At 39.9% G+C, this 16,274-nt stretch carries 15 protein-coding genes; 7 read left to right on the top strand and 8 right to left on the bottom strand.

The genetic code is table 11. The features are described from left to right. Positions 1-331: 331 nt before the first annotated feature. The 3 genes from H5126_RS21590 to H5126_RS21580 all read right to left on the bottom strand — a co-directional run bounded on the left by H5126_RS21590 (position 332) and on the right by H5126_RS21580 (position 1,320). Positions 332-493, bottom strand: coding sequence for an alpha/beta fold hydrolase (locus tag H5126_RS21590; protein WP_259395030.1), 162 nt, complete (start codon positions 491-493; stop codon positions 332-334). Continuing rightward, a complete protein-coding gene (locus tag H5126_RS21585; RefSeq protein WP_259395031.1) occupies positions 466-864 on the bottom strand; it encodes a hypothetical protein in 399 nt (132 codons plus the stop codon). The genes H5126_RS21590 and H5126_RS21585 overlap by 28 nt, the downstream gene beginning before the upstream one ends. A gap of 96 nt (positions 865-960) precedes the next feature. Next, entirely contained in the window at positions 961-1,320 is a 360-nt protein-coding gene (locus tag H5126_RS21580; protein WP_259413549.1) for an alpha/beta fold hydrolase, read from the bottom strand. Between the two features lie 285 nt (positions 1,321-1,605). On the opposite strand from H5126_RS21580, the gene H5126_RS21575 reads away from it, so the two are divergent. Both H5126_RS21575 and H5126_RS18840 read left to right on the top strand, forming a co-directional pair. Further along, on the top strand, positions 1,606-2,079 hold the full coding sequence (locus H5126_RS21575; protein WP_182720845.1) for a hypothetical protein: 474 nt from the start codon (positions 1,606-1,608) through the stop codon (positions 2,077-2,079). Positions 2,080-2,106: 27 nt separating this feature from the next. Further along, the gene (locus H5126_RS18840) at positions 2,107-2,694 is read left to right on the top strand and encodes a DUF1287 domain-containing protein (protein WP_182720846.1); all 588 of its coding nucleotides are present in this window, start codon (positions 2,107-2,109) and stop codon (positions 2,692-2,694) included. Positions 2,695-2,729: 35 nt separating this feature from the next. Here H5126_RS18840 and yfaE read toward each other — a convergent pair whose 3' ends face one another. The 5 genes from yfaE to ubiG all read right to left on the bottom strand — a co-directional run bounded on the left by yfaE (position 2,730) and on the right by ubiG (position 8,279). Continuing rightward, a complete protein-coding gene (gene yfaE, locus H5126_RS18835; RefSeq protein WP_039489790.1) occupies positions 2,730-3,002 on the bottom strand; it encodes a class I ribonucleotide reductase maintenance protein YfaE in 273 nt (90 codons plus the stop codon). Beyond that, positions 3,002-4,132: a class Ia ribonucleoside-diphosphate reductase subunit beta gene (gene nrdB, locus H5126_RS18830; RefSeq protein ID WP_002961159.1), complete on the bottom strand. Its 1,131-nt coding sequence runs from the start codon at positions 4,130-4,132 to the stop codon at positions 3,002-3,004. Before nrdB ends, yfaE begins: the two co-directional genes overlap by 1 nt. Positions 4,133-4,197: 65 nt before the next feature. Continuing rightward, on the bottom strand, positions 4,198-6,480 hold the full coding sequence (nrdA, locus tag H5126_RS18825; RefSeq protein ID WP_002961160.1) for a class 1a ribonucleoside-diphosphate reductase subunit alpha: 2,283 nt from the start codon (positions 6,478-6,480) through the stop codon (positions 4,198-4,200). Positions 6,481-6,888: 408 nt separating this feature from the next. Further along, entirely contained in the window at positions 6,889-7,569 is a 681-nt protein-coding gene (locus H5126_RS18820) for an HAD family hydrolase (RefSeq protein WP_182715356.1), read from the bottom strand. Continuing rightward, positions 7,569-8,279 carry a bifunctional 2-polyprenyl-6-hydroxyphenol methylase/3-demethylubiquinol 3-O-methyltransferase UbiG gene (gene ubiG / locus H5126_RS18815; protein WP_182720847.1) on the bottom strand — a complete coding sequence of 237 codons (711 nt, stop codon included), beginning with the start codon at positions 8,277-8,279 and terminating at the stop codon, positions 7,569-7,571. Before ubiG ends, H5126_RS18820 begins: the two co-directional genes overlap by 1 nt. A 176-nt stretch (positions 8,280-8,455) precedes the next feature. On the opposite strand from ubiG, the gene gyrA reads away from it, so the two are divergent. The 5 genes from gyrA (at position 8,456) to rpsA (ending at position 16,253) form a co-directional block, all read left to right on the top strand. After that, positions 8,456-11,155, top strand: a complete 2,700-nt coding sequence (gene gyrA / locus H5126_RS18810) for a DNA topoisomerase (ATP-hydrolyzing) subunit A (protein ID WP_182720848.1) — start codon at positions 8,456-8,458, stop codon at positions 11,153-11,155. A gap of 158 nt (positions 11,156-11,313) precedes the next feature. Next, positions 11,314-12,396, top strand: coding sequence for a 3-phosphoserine/phosphohydroxythreonine transaminase (gene serC, locus H5126_RS18805; RefSeq protein WP_024595544.1), 1,083 nt, complete (start codon positions 11,314-11,316; stop codon positions 12,394-12,396). Then, positions 12,396-13,673 (top strand): 3-phosphoshikimate 1-carboxyvinyltransferase, encoded by a 1,278-nt coding sequence (aroA, locus tag H5126_RS18800; protein WP_154903187.1) that lies wholly within the window; start codon positions 12,396-12,398, stop codon positions 13,671-13,673. Before serC ends, aroA begins: the two co-directional genes overlap by 1 nt. A gap of 106 nt (positions 13,674-13,779) precedes the next feature. Further along, a complete protein-coding gene (cmk, locus tag H5126_RS18795; protein WP_154903185.1) occupies positions 13,780-14,490 on the top strand; it encodes a (d)CMP kinase in 711 nt (236 codons plus the stop codon). Between the two features lie 95 nt (positions 14,491-14,585). Beyond that, positions 14,586-16,253 (top strand): 30S ribosomal protein S1, encoded by a 1,668-nt coding sequence (rpsA, locus tag H5126_RS18790; RefSeq protein WP_002961176.1) that lies wholly within the window; start codon positions 14,586-14,588, stop codon positions 16,251-16,253. Positions 16,254-16,274: the final 21 nt, after the last annotated feature.

Here is a 16,274-nt window from a genome sequence, read left to right as displayed (position 1 = left end):
ACCACTTTAGCTATGATATCAACGGTGAGTTGAGCTTTAGAATCCATCACAATCATCCTCAACATGCCTTCTAGTATTCCAAAAACAAAACACTAACAGACACGTAAAAAAGTGACCGACAAATTCCCTTGGTAATTAGCGATTACGACAGAATCGCTTGGTAATTAAGATACGACAAAGTCGCTTGGTGTTAACAACTTAAAATTTACTAGCTCAGACTTGATCTGACAGTTACCCATATTAAATACTATTTCTTTGGATTTAGCTTAAGTTAGTACAATTTAATGAAACGCTGATGGTTTATACCCTCAGCGTTTTTTATTTCCGCTATTTATAGCTTATCCATAAAGTTCACAATGTACTTTGCAATCTCAACTGGTTTTTCTTCAACACTAAAGTGTCCTGAATCGAGTAAATGTATTTCAGCGTTCGGTACATCTTTTAAATATGCTTTAGCTCCTGCGGCTATAAACGCAGGGTCGTTTTTACCCATACAATTAATGTTGCTGGTTGGTACTTGCGTAAATAAGCTTGCCATTTAGGGTAGTCGAGAAGGTTATTGTAGTAATCTTGTAGCAATTGTACTTGAATTACTCTATCGGATTTAGTTTGTAAAAAGTGAAGATCGTGCATCCAGCTATTAGGGCTCATTACTTCTGGGTTACTTTGTACGTTTCGTAAATATTGCTTATTAATAATGGCTTTATTAGACGTGAACGAATAAATTTTATCACTCTGCGCTTGTGATTTGTCCTCATTCGCGGCTTTAAAAAAAGCTTGCCTCGGTAGGGTTAGCCCCTCTAAATACGCATTACCATTTTGTACAATAAGTGCATCAAGTTTATTTGGGTTATTTAACAACATTCTAAAGCCCACAGGAGCTCCAAAGTCGTGTATATAAAGGCTGTAGCGCTTTACTTTAAGTGTTGTTAGTAATCCTTCAACGTATTGAGCTAGAAATTAAAAAGTATATTTTTGAGTTTTTGGGTTTGGGCGTGCGCTATAACCAGAGCCTAAATAATCAGGTGCAATCACATGATAACGACCTGATAAGAGTGGGATCAATTCTCGGTAGCTGTGTGAAGACGACGGATACCCATGTAAAAGTACAATGGTTTGCTTATGCTGCGCGCCAGCTTCTCGGTAAAATATCTTTTTACAGTTTACATTTGCATATTTGTAAGTGGTTTTTGAAGGCCATACTGCATCAGCGGCATATACCTGAGCGGTAAGCGTAGACATTGAAACTAATAAAAATACAATAAATGAAACGATGTGAGCAGGTTTTACTTTAAGAATTTTTTGTATATCTGGGTGCATAAGTAAACTCGTTTTTTTTGGTAATGACGTTTTATTAATTTACCAGACCCGTTATTTACACAATTGCATTCAGTTAATAATTACAAGTTATTACTAATAAGGACACAGTAACAATACCTGTGTTTTTAAAGCACATTACCAAATATATAGTTGATTAGAGGGTAAGTGGTTTTTTAGCAGCTTTTTGTAATTTAAAAAAGAGATTCGTTAATTTACTTTTGTTATTATTAATTTGTTAGCTTACAGAATGTGTACAGCGTTAAGCTAGTATTTTGGAGAAAGGACGTGCTCGAACAAATAGAACAATGGATTGATGCAACAAATATTAAATATAAAACCCAAAGAATTAGCTGTGAGAAATTTGCTAGTGAGTTTGCAGGGTTTTATCCTGTCGAATTTTTAAAAAATGCCTTTTACGTTGTGGTTGATAAAATACCAAAACCTGACTTTGCGGGTCTGCGAGAAATGGGTTTAGGCGATTTTGTAGATATGGATGCAGCAGGTATCACGTATAAAAATACCTATTATCTACTTCCTGAGGTTGCAAAAGATTTGAGGGTTCATTTTCATGAGCTTGTGCATGTAGCGCAGTGGCTTAAACTTGGTCCAGACGCGTTTATGATGCGTTACATTAGCGAAATCCAACATGTAGGATATAACGACGCTCCGCTTGAAAAAATGGCATATGCGCTGGATACGCAATTTGCAAGTAAAGGCAATAAAATAGACGTGCTTAGGCACGTAGCCCAAACGCTGTAACTCAATTTTAGGTTGAAAGGAGTTTATATGTACAGAATTATTGGGTGTTTACTTACTTTAGCGTGTATTAATAGTAATGCAGCATCGTTTGAAGAAGATATTGTTTCAGCTCTGCTTGAGCGTACAACTCATGATGTGACTTACGACGGCGCTTATCGCTCTATTGGCTACCCTGGTGGGGATGTACCTAAAAATATAGGTGTGTGCACCGATGTAATAATTAGAAGTTACAGAAAGTTGGGAATCGATTTACAGAAACTCGTGCATGAAGACATGCAAAAAAACTTTGCGCTGTATCCATCTAAACGTATTTGGGGCTTAACTAAGCCTGATAAAAATATAGATCACCGACGTGTTCCAAATTTACAAGCTTACTTTGAGCGCCATGCAAACGTATTGAGTAAATCCAACAAAGTGAGTGATTATAAAACCGGCGATATAGTAACGTGGATGTTACCAGGTAATTTACCTCATATAGGTATGGTGATTAATGAGTTATCTCAAGATACGGGTAACCCACTTATTGTGCATAATATAGGGCGTGGTCCGCAAAAAAGCGATATGCTTTTTGATTATAAAATTACCGGACATTACCGGTTCGTTCCACACTATTGATAAGTTTAATAAACGATGGATGTAAGTATTGATTTTTATTTCAGATCAATACTTACATTGCCATTGGGTTTACAGCAGCACAACAGTATTTCGCCTTCACGTACAAACGCAAGTGGCTCTTCGTTATACTCAACACTGCCTGATACTAAAGTTGCTCTACAAGCGCCGCAATAGCCTTCACGGCATTGGAATGCGACGTCTATTTTCATGGATTCTAAGCAGTGTAGAAGAGAAGGGCAGCCAGCGATAAATTCTATACACTGGCTGTTTTCTGCAAGCGTTATGCTTGCAGTAGACTTATCACTCATTATAAATCAAAATCACCAAATTCTGATGCATCAACTTGAGAGTCTATTTGACCAACAAGGTATGAGCTTATTTCTGCTTCTTGTGGTGCTACTTGCACGTTATCAGACACTAACCACGAGTTTATCCACGGGATAGGGTTACTGTTATTTTCAAACTGTGCTGGCAAACCAATCGCAGTCATACGTGCATTGGTAATGTATTCAACGTACTGACATAAAATATGTTTATTTAAGCCAATCATCGAACCATCTTTAAATAAGTATTCGGCCCACTCTTTTTCTTGCTCTGCAGCATCAACAAACATTTTAATTGCTTCGTCGCGGCACTGGGCAGCAACAATCGCCATTTCTGGGTCGTCCTTACCGTCTTGCATAATGTTTAAAATATGCTGAGTACCAGAAAGGTGAAGTGCTTCATCGCGTGCAATTAGCTTGATGATTTTAGCGTTACCTTCCATTAGCTCGCGCTCAGCAAATGCAAACGAACATGCAAAGCTTACGTAAAAGCGAATCGCTTCAAGAATATTTACCGACATCATAGCCAGGTAAAGTTTCTTTTTAAGCTCAAATAAATTAATGATAACTGTTTTACCGTTAATCTCGTGTTTGCCTTCACCGTATAAGTTGTAAAGCGATACAGAGTTAATTAAGTCATCGTAGTATTTAGTTACGGCATCAGCACGTTCGCTAATTTTATCGTTGCTAACAATGTCATCAAAAATAAGCTCAGGTGCTTGTGTTACGTTACGGATAATATGCGTGTATGAACGGCTGTGAATTGTTTCACTGAACGCCCATGTTTCTATCCATGTTTCAAGCTCTGGTAGCGATACAATTGGAAGTAGAGCCACGTTTGGCGAACGACCTTGTACACTATCAAGCAGTGTTTGGTATTTTAAGTTGCTTAAAAATATATGCTTTTCGTGATCTGGTAATGCTTGAAAGTCTAAACGGTCTTTACTTACATCTACTTCCTCAGGACGCCAAAAGAAAGACAGTTGCTTTTCAATTAACTTTTCAAAAATTGGGTATTTTTGTTGGTCGTAACGAGATACGTTTACAGTTTGGCCAAAAAACATTGGCTCTTGCATTTGGTTATTATGGTTTCGGCTAAAAGTAGTATAAGACATGTTTATCACTCAAAAAACTATCAGAAAAAGCGGGCTAAATGCCCGCTTAAAATAAAAATCAGCAGTTATATTTTACACGCGCCGCCTTCACAATCGTCATCTTCCACTTCTGGAGCATCTTCTTGTGAATCTGAGGCGCCGTCGCGAGTATTGTGGTAATACAAGGTTTTAACACCTAGTTTGTACGCGCTTAGTAAGTCTTTTAATAAGACTTGCATAGGTACTTTACCGCCTTCGAACTTGTTTGGATCATAATTTGTATTTGCAGAAATTGTTTGGTCAACAAATTTTTGCATTATGCCAACAAGTTGTAGATAACCATCGTTTGATGGAATGTCCCATAGTAGCTCGTACTGATCTTTTAAACGCTCATACTCAGGAACAACTTGTTTTAAAATACCGTCTTTACTTGCTTTAACGCTAATATGTCCACGTGGTGGCTCAATACCGTTAGTTGCGTTAGAGATTTGCGACGATGTTTCTGATGGCATTAATGCACTTAGTGTTGAGTTACGCATACCGTGCTCTTTAATACTTGCACGTAGTGTATCCCAATCAAGATGAAGTGGCTCATCACAAATTTTATCTAAATCACGTTTGTACGTATCTGTTGGCATAATACCTTGTGAATACGTTGTCTCGTTAAACTTAGGACATGCGCCACGTTCTTTAGCAAGCTCGTTTGATGCTTTCATCAAGTAATATTGAATGGCTTCAAAGGTTTTATGCGTTAATGCATTAGCGCTGCCATCAGAATAACGCTTACCGTTTTTAGCTAGGTAGTATGCGTAGTTAATTACGCCTATTCCTAGTGTACGACGACCCATAGTTGCATTTTTAGCAGCCGGTACAGGGTAGTCTTGGAAATCAAGTAAGTTATCAAGTGCGCGTACTGCAAGTTCAGCTAGCTCTTCAAGCTCATCAAGTGACTCTATTGCACCTAGGTTAAACGCAGAAAGTGTACAAAGGGCGATTTCGCCTTCTTCGTCATTTACGTTATTAAGTGGCTTAGTTGGCAATGCAATTTCTAAACATAAGTTAGATTGGCGAATTGGCGCAACTTTAGAAATAAATGGGCTGTGTGTATTACAGTGATCCACATTTTGTAAATAAATACGACCAGTACTTGCACGCTCTTGCGCAAACATTGAGAAAAGCTCAATGGCTTTAATGCGTTTTTTACGAATAGACTCGTCTTGTTCGTATTTAACGTAAAGTGCGTCAAACTCAGCTTGGTCTTCAAAAAATGCATCATAAAGGCCAGGCACATCTGATGGGCTAAATAACGTAATGTAGTCGTCTTTAATTAAACGAGAGTACATTAATTTATTAAACTGTACGCCGTAATCTAGGTGGCGAACGCGATTGTCGTCTACACCACGGTTATTTTTAAGTACAAGTAGGTTCTCTACTTCTAAATGCCAAAGCGGGTAGAATAATGTTGCTGCGCCGCCACGTACACCACCTTGTGAACAACTTTTAACCGCTGTTTGAAAGTGCTTATAAAAAGGGATACAACCTGTGTGATACGCTTCGCCGTTACGAATATGGCTACCTAGCGCACGTATTCTACCTGCGTTAATACCAATTCCCGCACGTTGTGAAACGTATTTAACAATAGCTGACGACGTTGCATTGATTGAATCAAGGCTGTCGCCACATTCAATCAATACACACGAGCTAAACTGGCGAGTAGGCGTACGTACACCCGACATAATTGGCGTTGGTAGAGATATTTTAAATAAAGATACTGCATCGTAAAAACGTTTAATGTAATCAGTACGTGTTTCACGTGGGTAATCTGAAAATAAGCTTGCCGCAACTAAAATATATAAAAACTGTGCACTTTCGTATATTTCACCCGATACACGGTTTTGAACGAGGTACTTACCTTCAAGTTGCTTTACAGCAGCGTAGCTAAAGTTAAGATCGCGAGAATGATCAAGGTATGCATCAAGCTCATCTAACTCTTGCTCTGTGTAATCTACTAGTAAATGAGCATCGTAGCGTTTATCGCCAACCATTTTTGTTACGTGGTCAAATAAACGTGGTGGCTCAAATTGACCGTACGCTTTTTTACGTAAATGGAATACAGCTAAACGTGCAGCTAAGTATTGGTAATCAGGCGATTCTTTTGAAATCTGATCCGCTGCTGCTTTAATGATGGTTTCGTGAATGTCTTTAGTACGAATACCGTCGTAAAACTGAATGTGCGACTTTAATTCAACTTGCGAAACCGAAACGTTGTTTAAACCTTCGGCGGCCCACTCAATAACGCGATGGATCTTATCCAGATCAAGAGGCTCTTTACGCCCGTCACGTTTGCTTACAGATAACTGTTGGTTCATTTGCCTGTATTCCTTGGGAATTATGTATTTTGACCAATGCTTTATACCTCGCCGGGGCAAGGTATATACTCATTTATTATAAGTTTCGCCATATTTGCGAATTTAATTGAATAACATTTGGCCACAATATCTGGTGTTGTTCAATTTAGAGATCACAAGATAGTGTGGTCTGAGTTGTTTTGCAAGGGACATAATTGCCCCTATTTGTGGATAACTTCGGGATAACGTATTTGTGTTAGTAGATACTCACCTTCGAACAATCATTTAAGTTGAAATATGCAAAAATCAACTAATGATCTGCTAAATTTACGCATTTTAAAAATAAATTTTGACTGCTTTTTTTATCAGCAAGCTTTGCGTAAAAACTAACACAATCACAATATATAGTGTTTATTAATTAACATGGCACTATATATGGTTAAAACCATCAATTGGGCTTTGCCAGTTAAAATCAGCATTCCAGCTGTTGGCTTCATCAATACTTGGTATGTAACCCCAAAGTGCCGTTGCTGTGCGCATACCTGCGGCTTTGCCTGCTTGTATGTCTCGCTGTGCATCACCAATGTACAAACAGCGTTTTGGTTGCACTCCCATAAGCTTTGCACAGTGTAGCAGCGGTAAAGGGGATGGCTTAGCTTCAGCTAAGGTGTCGCCACTTATTACTACACTAGCATTTTTCAATGCGGGAATTGCTGCCACTAAAGGATCAGTTAAAAACCCTGGTTTGTTAGTCATGATCCCCCATTTGATCTTTTTCTGATCAAGGGCAATAAGCAACGATTCAACACCGCTGAAGCAATGTGTGTGATTTGCTATGTTTGCAGCGTATTCGTCAACTAATTGCTTAATAAGCTCGCTTTGAGGTTGTGTGTCCCATAACTCTTTAAAACCAGCCTCTAATAATGCGCCTGCGCCGTTAGATGCCGCAGGACGGTATACATCACTACTAACAGGCTCTATTTTATTATTAATGAGAACTGCATTTAAAGCCGCACCTAAATCATCAGCGGTGTCGAGTAGAGTGCCGTCTAAATCAAATAAAAATGCATCGTACTCAATAAGGGGGAGGGGGGCTTGAGAGTTAGCCATTAAGCTAACTTCTCAAAGTACAGTATGTAATTTACGCTAACGTCACTATTGAGCGTATATTGCTTTGATAGTGGGTTATAAGAAAGGCCTGTACTTGCACGAACTTTTAAACCCGCTTGCTCTGCCCATGTAATAAGCTGTGCAGGTTTTATAAACTTTTTATGGTCGTGTGTACCTTCAGGCACCATTTTTAAAAGCTTTTCAGCACCAACAATAGCGTATAAATATGCTTTAGGTGTTTTGTTTAGGGTTGAAAAAAACACGTCTGCGCCTGGTTTGGCAAGTGCAGCTACGGCATGAATGATAGATGCTGGGTCGGGAACGTGCTCAAGCATTTCCATACAGGTTATTACATCAAAGCGCTCTGGGTTTTGCGAAGCAAACTCTTCTGCTGGCACTTTTATGTAATCTACATTTATGCCAGTTTCTAAACTGTGCAACTTAGCAACAGTTAAAGGCTCTTGCCCCATGTCGATGCCAGTTACTTTTGCGCCCATGCGCGCCATGCTTTGGCTTAAAATACCGCCACCACAGCCAACATCGAGTGTTTCTTTATCGAATAAGCCTTGCGTTTTGTTTGCTATAAAGTCTAAACGTAACGGGTTAATTTCGTGAAGAGGTTTGAATTCTCCGTCTAGGTCCCACCAACGCTCGGCGATGGCTTCAAATTTTGCTATTTCTGCGTGATCTACATTTTGATGTTCGGTCATAAAATACTTCCTCGTCAATCTGAGGCCATTATATAGGGCTAAATTGATAAATCGCAAAGTTTTGCGCCTGTAAATTAAAATTAATTGTGATAGCATGGCTGTTAGAAATAATAACAATACTCTTAATACCCAATACCGGGTTGTTGAGAGCTGATACTGAAGGAATGTGATATCAAATGACTGATCTCGCCAATGAAATTCTGCCAGTCAATATTGAAGACGAGTTAAAAAACTCCTACTTAGATTACGCAATGAGCGTAATTGTAGGACGTGCATTACCAGACGTACGTGACGGCTTAAAACCTGTTCATCGCCGCGTTTTGTTTGCAATGAACGAGCTTAGTAATGACTGGAACAAGCCTTACAAAAAATCGGCCCGTGTGGTCGGTGACGTAATCGGTAAATACCACCCACACGGCGACAGTGCAGTTTATGACACGATAGTTCGTATGGCTCAGCCATTCTCACTGCGTTATATGCTAGTAGATGGCCAAGGTAACTTCGGTTCGGTTGATGGTGATTCAGCAGCGGCAATGCGTTATACAGAAGTACGTATGGCTAAAATGTCGCATGAGTTATTAGCCGATCTTGAAAAAGAAACGGTTGATTTCGTTCCTAACTACGATGGCACTGAGTTCATCCCTGATGTTTTACCAACGAAAGTTCCTAATTTATTAGTGAATGGTTCGTCAGGTATTGCAGTAGGTATGGCTACAAATATACCACCACATAACTTAACTGAAGTTGTAAATGGTTGTTTGGCACTTATTCAAAATCCAGATTTAACTATTTTAGAGTTAATGGATTATATTCCTGGTCCTGATTTCCCAACGGCTGCAATTATCAACGGTAAGAAGGGTATTGAACAAGCCTACTTAACTGGCCGTGGTAAAGTGTACATGCGTGCACGCGCCGACATCGAAACCGATGAAAAAACAGGCCGTGAAACAATCATCGTTCACGAAATTCCTTATCAAGTTAATAAAGCTCGTTTAATTGAAAAAATTGCTGAGCTGGTTAAAGATAAGAAAATTGAAGGTATTAGTGCGCTACGTGATGAATCAGATAAAGACGGTATGCGTATCGTTATTGAAATCAAACGTGGTGACGTAGGCGAAGTTATTTTAAACAACTTGTATTCACAAACTCAGTTACAAACTGTGTTTGGTATGAATATGGTTGCGCTAATTAATAACCAACCTAAATGTTTCAATTTAAAAGAAATGTTAGAAGAGTTTATTATTCACCGTCGTGAAGTAGTAACTCGTCGTACAGTATTTGATTTACGTAAAGCCCGTGACCGTGCACACACGCTTGAAGGCTTAGCGATTGCGCTTGCGAACATTGACCCAATTATCGAACTTATTCGTAAATCCCCTACACCTGCTGAAGCTAAAATTGCTTTAACAGCGCGTCCGTGGGAATTAGGTAATGTAAAAGGTATGCTTGAAAAAGCAGGTGAAGACAATGTTGCTCGTCCAGATTGGTTAGCAAGCGAACTTGGTATTCGCGATGGTCAATATTATATCTCTGAGCAACAAGCTCAAGCAATTCTTGATTTGCGTTTACATAAGCTAACAGGTCTTGAACACGAAAAAATCTTGACCGAATACCAAGCGTTATTAGAACTAATTGCTGAACTACTTTATATTTTGGCAACTCCTGAGCGTTTAATGGAAGTTATACGTGACGAGCTAGTTGAAATTAAAGAGCAATATGGTGATGAGCGTCGCACTGAAATTAATGCAGCTGCTCACGATATCAGCCTTGAAGACTTAATTACCGAAGAAAACGTAGTAGTAACGCTTTCTCACGAAGGTTATGTGAAGTATCAAGCATTGTCTGATTACGAAGCACAGCGTCGTGGTGGTAAAGGTAAGTCAGCAACGAAGATGAAAGATGAAGATTTCATCGAACGTCTATTAGTTGCAAATACACACGATACTATATTGTGTTTCTCTACGGCCGGTCGTTTATATTGGCTTAAAGTATATCAGTTACCACTAGCGAGTCGTGCAGCGCGCGGTAAGCCAATTGTTAACTTGTTACCACTTGAAGCTGATGAACGTATTACTGCTATATTGCCAGTACGCGAGTACGCAGAAGATAAATACATCTTTATGGCAACAGCATTTGGTACAGTTAAGAAAACACCATTAACGGCTTACAGTCGTCAACGTGCAAGCGGTATTATTGCTGTTAACTTAAATGATGGCGATAGCCTGATTGGTGTTGATATTACCGATGGTAGCAACGAAATTATGTTGTTCACTGATGCAGGTAAAGTTGTACGCTTTAAAGAAGCTGAAGAAACAACAGTTGTTGATGAAAACGGTAACCCAGTATTAGACGAAGAAGGTAACCCTGAGATTCGTTTCAAAGGTGTTCGCCCAATGGGTCGTACCGCTACAGGTGTTCGTGGTATTAAAATGGCCGATGATCAACGCGTAGTATCGTTAATTGTACCAAAAACTGACGGTGCTATTTTAACGGTAACTGAAAATGGTTACGGTAAGCGTACACAACTAGAAGATTACCCATCTAAGAGCCGTGCAACACAGGGTGTTGTATCTATCAAGGTGAGTGAGCGTAACGGTGCTGTTGTTGGCGCTGTACAAGTTGATGATAACGACGAAATCATGATTATTTCAAATCGTGGTACCTTAGTACGTACTCGCGTTAATGAAGTTTCTACGGTTGGACGTAACACCCAAGGTGTTATTTTGATCAGAACTATTGACGAAGAGCAAGTAGTTGGTTTACAACGTATAGAAGAGATTGAAGTTACAGAAAGTGACTTGATTGATATTGAAGACGTTGAAACTGTAGATACGGTTATTGATGAAGTAGCGGATGATAATCCTCCTTCAGAATAATTGATATTGAAAAAGCGGCCTTGGCCGCTTTTTTTAATGTTGTTGAAAAAAATTAATAGGGTGTGAAGTTATATTCATTCACTAAAACTCAAAGGTTTAGTGGGTGGGTATTGAGCATCCATGCTTAGTAGTTAAATTACTGGAATGAGGCAAAGGTAATGAGTAAATATAATTTTTGTGCGGGGCCAGCTATGCTTCCGCAAGCGGTTATGAAAAAAGCACAAAAAGAGTTTCTAGATTGGCAAGATTTAGGTGTGTCTGTGATGGAAATAAGCCATCGTAGCAAAGAGTTTTTAGCCCTTACAGCTAAATGTGAAGCCAGCCTTCGTCGCCTAATGAATATCAGTGATGAATTTGAAGTGCTGTTTATGCATGGTGGTGGTCGTGGTCAGTTTAGTGCTGTGCCATTAAATTTACACCAAGAAGGCAAAGCTGCGGTTTATTGCGAAAACGGCGTGTGGTCAAAAAGTGCAACAGACGAGGCCAACAAGTTTACTCAAGCAACCTCTATTGATGTGCGTAATGATGCCAATGGCGAGTTTTCTATTAAACAGGTTGCTGATTGGGTGCTACCAGAAGATGCATCTTACATTCACTATTGCCCTAACGAAACGGTTGACGGCTTAGAAATTTTTGATGTACCAAGCCACCCAACTGCACCGATCGTTGCTGATATGTCGTCAACTATTTTATCACGCGAAATAGACGTTAATAAATTTGATTTAATTTACGCTGGTGCGCAAAAAAATATCGGCCCGTCGGGCATATCAATCGTTATTGTTCGTAAAACATTACTTGAGCGTGAAGGCTTACCTAAGCCAGGCATTTTAGATTACGCATTAGAAGCAAAACAAGGCAGCATGTTTAACACGCCTCCCACATTTGCTTGGTATTTAGCTGCTGAAGTATTTCAATGGCTTGAAAGTAATGGTGGCGTAAAAGCGATGGAAGTTCAAAATATTGCTAAAGCGCAGCTACTTTATGACTTTATTGATGAATCGAGCTTTTATACCAATAAAGTAGCTAAACATTGCCGTTCACGTATGAATGTTCCGTTTTGGCTTAATGATGAAAGCTTAAATGATAAGTTTGTTGCTCAGTCTAAAGATGCAGGGTTACTCGCTCTTGAAGGCCACAGAATTGTGGGCGGTATGCGCGCAAGTATTTATAACGCAATGCCTATTGAAGGTGTTCAAGCACTTGTAGACTTTATGGCTGCTTTTGCAAAGGAGCACAGCTAATGGAGCAGCTTCGTTTAGAACCTATTTCTAGAGTAAATGGCACAGTAACCCTACCAGGTTCAAAGAGTCTATCGAACAGAATTTTATTATTAGCAGCACTTGCAAGCGGTACTACCGTTGTAGAAAACTTACTTGATAGTGACGATATACGCCATATGCTGGGCGCCTTAAAGTTATTAGGTGTAAATGTAACTTTAAATGATGACCGCACTGTAGCCACCGTAGAGGGTGTTAGTGGTGTGTTTAATACACCGACTGAGCCATTGTTTTTAGGTAATGCGGGTACTGCTTATAGACCTTTAACGGCAGTACTTGCTGCCGTTGCTGGTAAGTACGAGCTAATTGGCGAGCCACGTATGGAAGAGCGCCCGATAGGGCACTTGGTTGACGCGCTGCAAGCATTGGGTGGTGATGTTACTTATACAAAGCACAAAGACTACCCACCACTTAAAATTGTGGGTGGCCAAATAAAAGGCGGTGAGGTTGAAATTGACGGCAGTATTTCAAGTCAATTTTTAACCGCTCTATTAATGGCAGCGCCATTATTTAACGGTGATACAACAATAACTATTAAAGGTACTTTAGTCTCTAAACCTTATATTGATATTACACTTGATGTAATGGCACGTTTTGGGGTTAATGTTGAGCACAGTGATTATGCAACCTTTAAAGTTAAAGGTGGTCAACAGTATCAATCATTAGATCGCATAATGGTTGAAGGCGATGCATCTTCTGCCTCTTACTTTGTTGCTGCGGCTGCAATTGCAGGCGGTGAGATTGAAATTAAGGGCGTGGGTGCCAAGTCGGTGCAAGGTGATATAGGCTTTGCCAAAGTAATGGAGCAAGTAGGCGCAAAAATTGATTGGTATGATGAGCGTTTAGTTGTTCGCAAAGGCGAACTAAAAGGTGTGGATATTGACGCCAATGCAATTCCTGATGCAGCTATGACTCTTGCAACTGTTGCTCTTTTTGCCAAAGGCCCAACAGCCATTCGTAACATTTATAACTGGCGAGTAAAAGAGACAGACCGTTTATATGCAATGGCAACTGAGCTTCGTAAAGTAGGCGCACAGGTTGTAGAAGGTGAAGATTTTATAGAGATCACCCCACCTGAAACATTTAATGATGTTGCTGTTGATACTTACGACGATCACCGTATAGCCATGTGTTTTGCAATGGTTGCCGTTGGTGGAAAGCCAATAACAATTAATGATCCAAAGTGTACCTATAAAACATTTCCTACATTTTTCAATGTTTTAGCGTCAGTCAGTGAATAAGCTAATTAGAAGTAATTACAAAAGTTACACACTAATAGCAGATATATTTTAATAACTGACGTATAATGTCGCGGTTTATTTAGGTGTGCATTGCAGGAGGTTTTAAATGCAGGCGTTATTAATGCCCGTGATCACCGTTGATGGCCCAAGTGGTTCAGGTAAAGGAACTGTTTGTCGCTTGTTAGCCGACAAGTTAGGGTGGGATGTATTAGATAGCGGTGCGATTTATCGTGTTTTATCTTTAGCTGCACTTCATCACCAAATTGCATTAGACAATGAAGAAGGGCTTGTCCCGCTTGCTGCAAATTTAGATGTGCAGTTTTTGGTAGATAGCCAAACTAATGCAGGAAAAGTTATTTTAGAAGGCGAAGATGTAACCACTACTATTCGTAATGAAGAAGTAGGCGCTGCGGCTTCAAAAGTTGCAGCATTACCTCGCGTTCGTGAAGCGTTATTACGTCGCCAGCGTGCATTTCGCACTGAAAATGGCTTAATTGCCGATGGCCGTGATATGGGCACTGTGGTTTTTCAAGATGCGCCGTTAAAAATATATTTAACAGCCAGTGCAGAAGAGCGTGCTCGTAGACGCTTTGTTGAGTTGAATACGCGCGGCCTTGATGTTACACTAAGTGGTCTATTACAGGACATTCAAGCTCGTGACGAGCGCGATATGAATCGCACCGTTGCTCCGCTTGTACCTGCAGAGGATGCTATTGAGATCGATACTAGCGATCTTAATGCACAGCAAGTGTTTGATAAGGTAATAACTTTATTGGATATTGCTATCTCTGAAGGTAAGCTTCCTAAACGAAGCTAAACACATTTTATGCGCCAGCAGGATGCCAGTGCTATTTTAACAACCCCATGCAGCATGGTTGCTTATTGGTATTAATATATGAGACGTATATTCGTATGTCAGAAAATTTTGCGCAGTTATTTGAAGAAAGCTTAAAGGGTTTTGAAGCAGAGCAAGGCTCTATCGTTAAAGGTACAGTAATCTCTATCGAGAATAACATTGTACTTGTAGATGCTGGTCTTAAATCAGAAAGTGCTATCCCTGCAGAGCAGTTCAAAAATGCTGCTGGTGAACTAGAAGTTGCTGTAGGCGACGAAGTAGATGTTGCACTAGATGCAATTGAAGACGGTTTCGGTGAAACTATCCTTTCTCGTGAGAAAGCTAAGCGTCACGAAGCATGGATCCGTCTTGAGAAAGCATGTGAAGAGCAAGAGACTGTTACTGGTGTTATCAACGGTAAAGTTAAAGGCGGTTTCACAGTTGAAGTTGATTCAATCCGTGCTTTCCTACCTGGTTCACTTGTTGATGTTCGTCCAGTACGTGACACAACTCACCTTGAAGGCAAAGAGCTTGAATTTAAAGTAATCAAGCTTGACCAAAAACGTAACAACGTTGTTGTTTCACGTCGTGCAGTTATCGAATCTGAAAACTCACAAGAACGTGAAGAGCTTCTTGCTAACCTTGTTGAAGGCCAAGAAGTTAAAGGTATCGTTAAGAACCTTACTGACTACGGTGCATTCGTTGACCTTGGTGGTGTTGATGGTCTACTACACATTACTGATATGGCTTGGAAGCGTGTTAAGCACCCTTCAGAAATCGTTAATGTTGGCGACGAAATCGCAGTTAAAGTTCTAAAATTCGACAAAGATAAAACTCGTGTTTCTCTAGGCCTTAAACAGCTTGGTGAAGATCCATGGGCAGCTATCGCTGGTCGTTACCCAGAAGGTTCTAAACTTTCTGGTCGTGTTACTAACCTTACAGATTACGGCTGTTTCGTGGAAATCGAAGAAGGCGTTGAAGGTTTAGTACACGTTTCTGAAATGGATTGGACTAACAAGAACATCCATCCTTCAAAAGTTGTAAGCCTTGGCGACACTGTTGAAGTTATGGTTTTAGAAATTGACGAAGAACGTCGTCGTATTTCTCTTGGTCTTAAGCAATGTATTGCTAATCCTTGGCAGGAATTTGCTCGTCTACAAAACAAAGGCGATCAAGTTACTGGTAAGATCAAATCAATCACTGACTTCGGTATCTTTATCGGTCTTGACGGTGGTATTGACGGTCTTGTACACCTTTCAGACATTTCTTGGAATACACCTGGCGAAGAAGCTGTACGTGAATTCAAGAAAGGCGACGAAATCACTGCTATCGTATTGCAAGTTGACCCAGAGCGTGAACGTATCTCTCTAGGTGTTAAGCAAATCGAAGCTGACCCATTCAATAACTACCTTGATGCAAACAAAAAAGGTGCTATTGTTAAAGGTAAAGTGACTGAAGTTGATGCGAAAGGCGCAACTGTTGAACTTATCGAAGGCGTTGAAGGTTACATCCGTGTAGCTGATATCGCTCAAGAGCGCGTTGAAGATGCAACTACTGTTGTTTCTGTAGGCGACGAGATTGAAGTTAAATACGTTGGTGTTGATCGTAAGAACCGCACTTTAAGCTTATCTGTAAAAGCTCTTTTCGAAGCAGAAGAGAAAGAAGTACTAGAGAAGCTTAAGAAAGAAGAGCCAGTGTTTGAAAACGCAATGGCAGCTGCTTTCGCAAATGCACAAAAAGACTAATATATAATTAGTTTTTAGTTG

This window comes from Pseudoalteromonas sp. SG45-3, from assembly GCF_014164075.1.
In the GTDB taxonomy this organism is placed as follows: Bacteria; Pseudomonadota; Gammaproteobacteria; order Enterobacterales; family Alteromonadaceae; genus Pseudoalteromonas; species Pseudoalteromonas distincta.
This window is presented reverse-complemented; position numbering and strand designations above follow the sequence as displayed.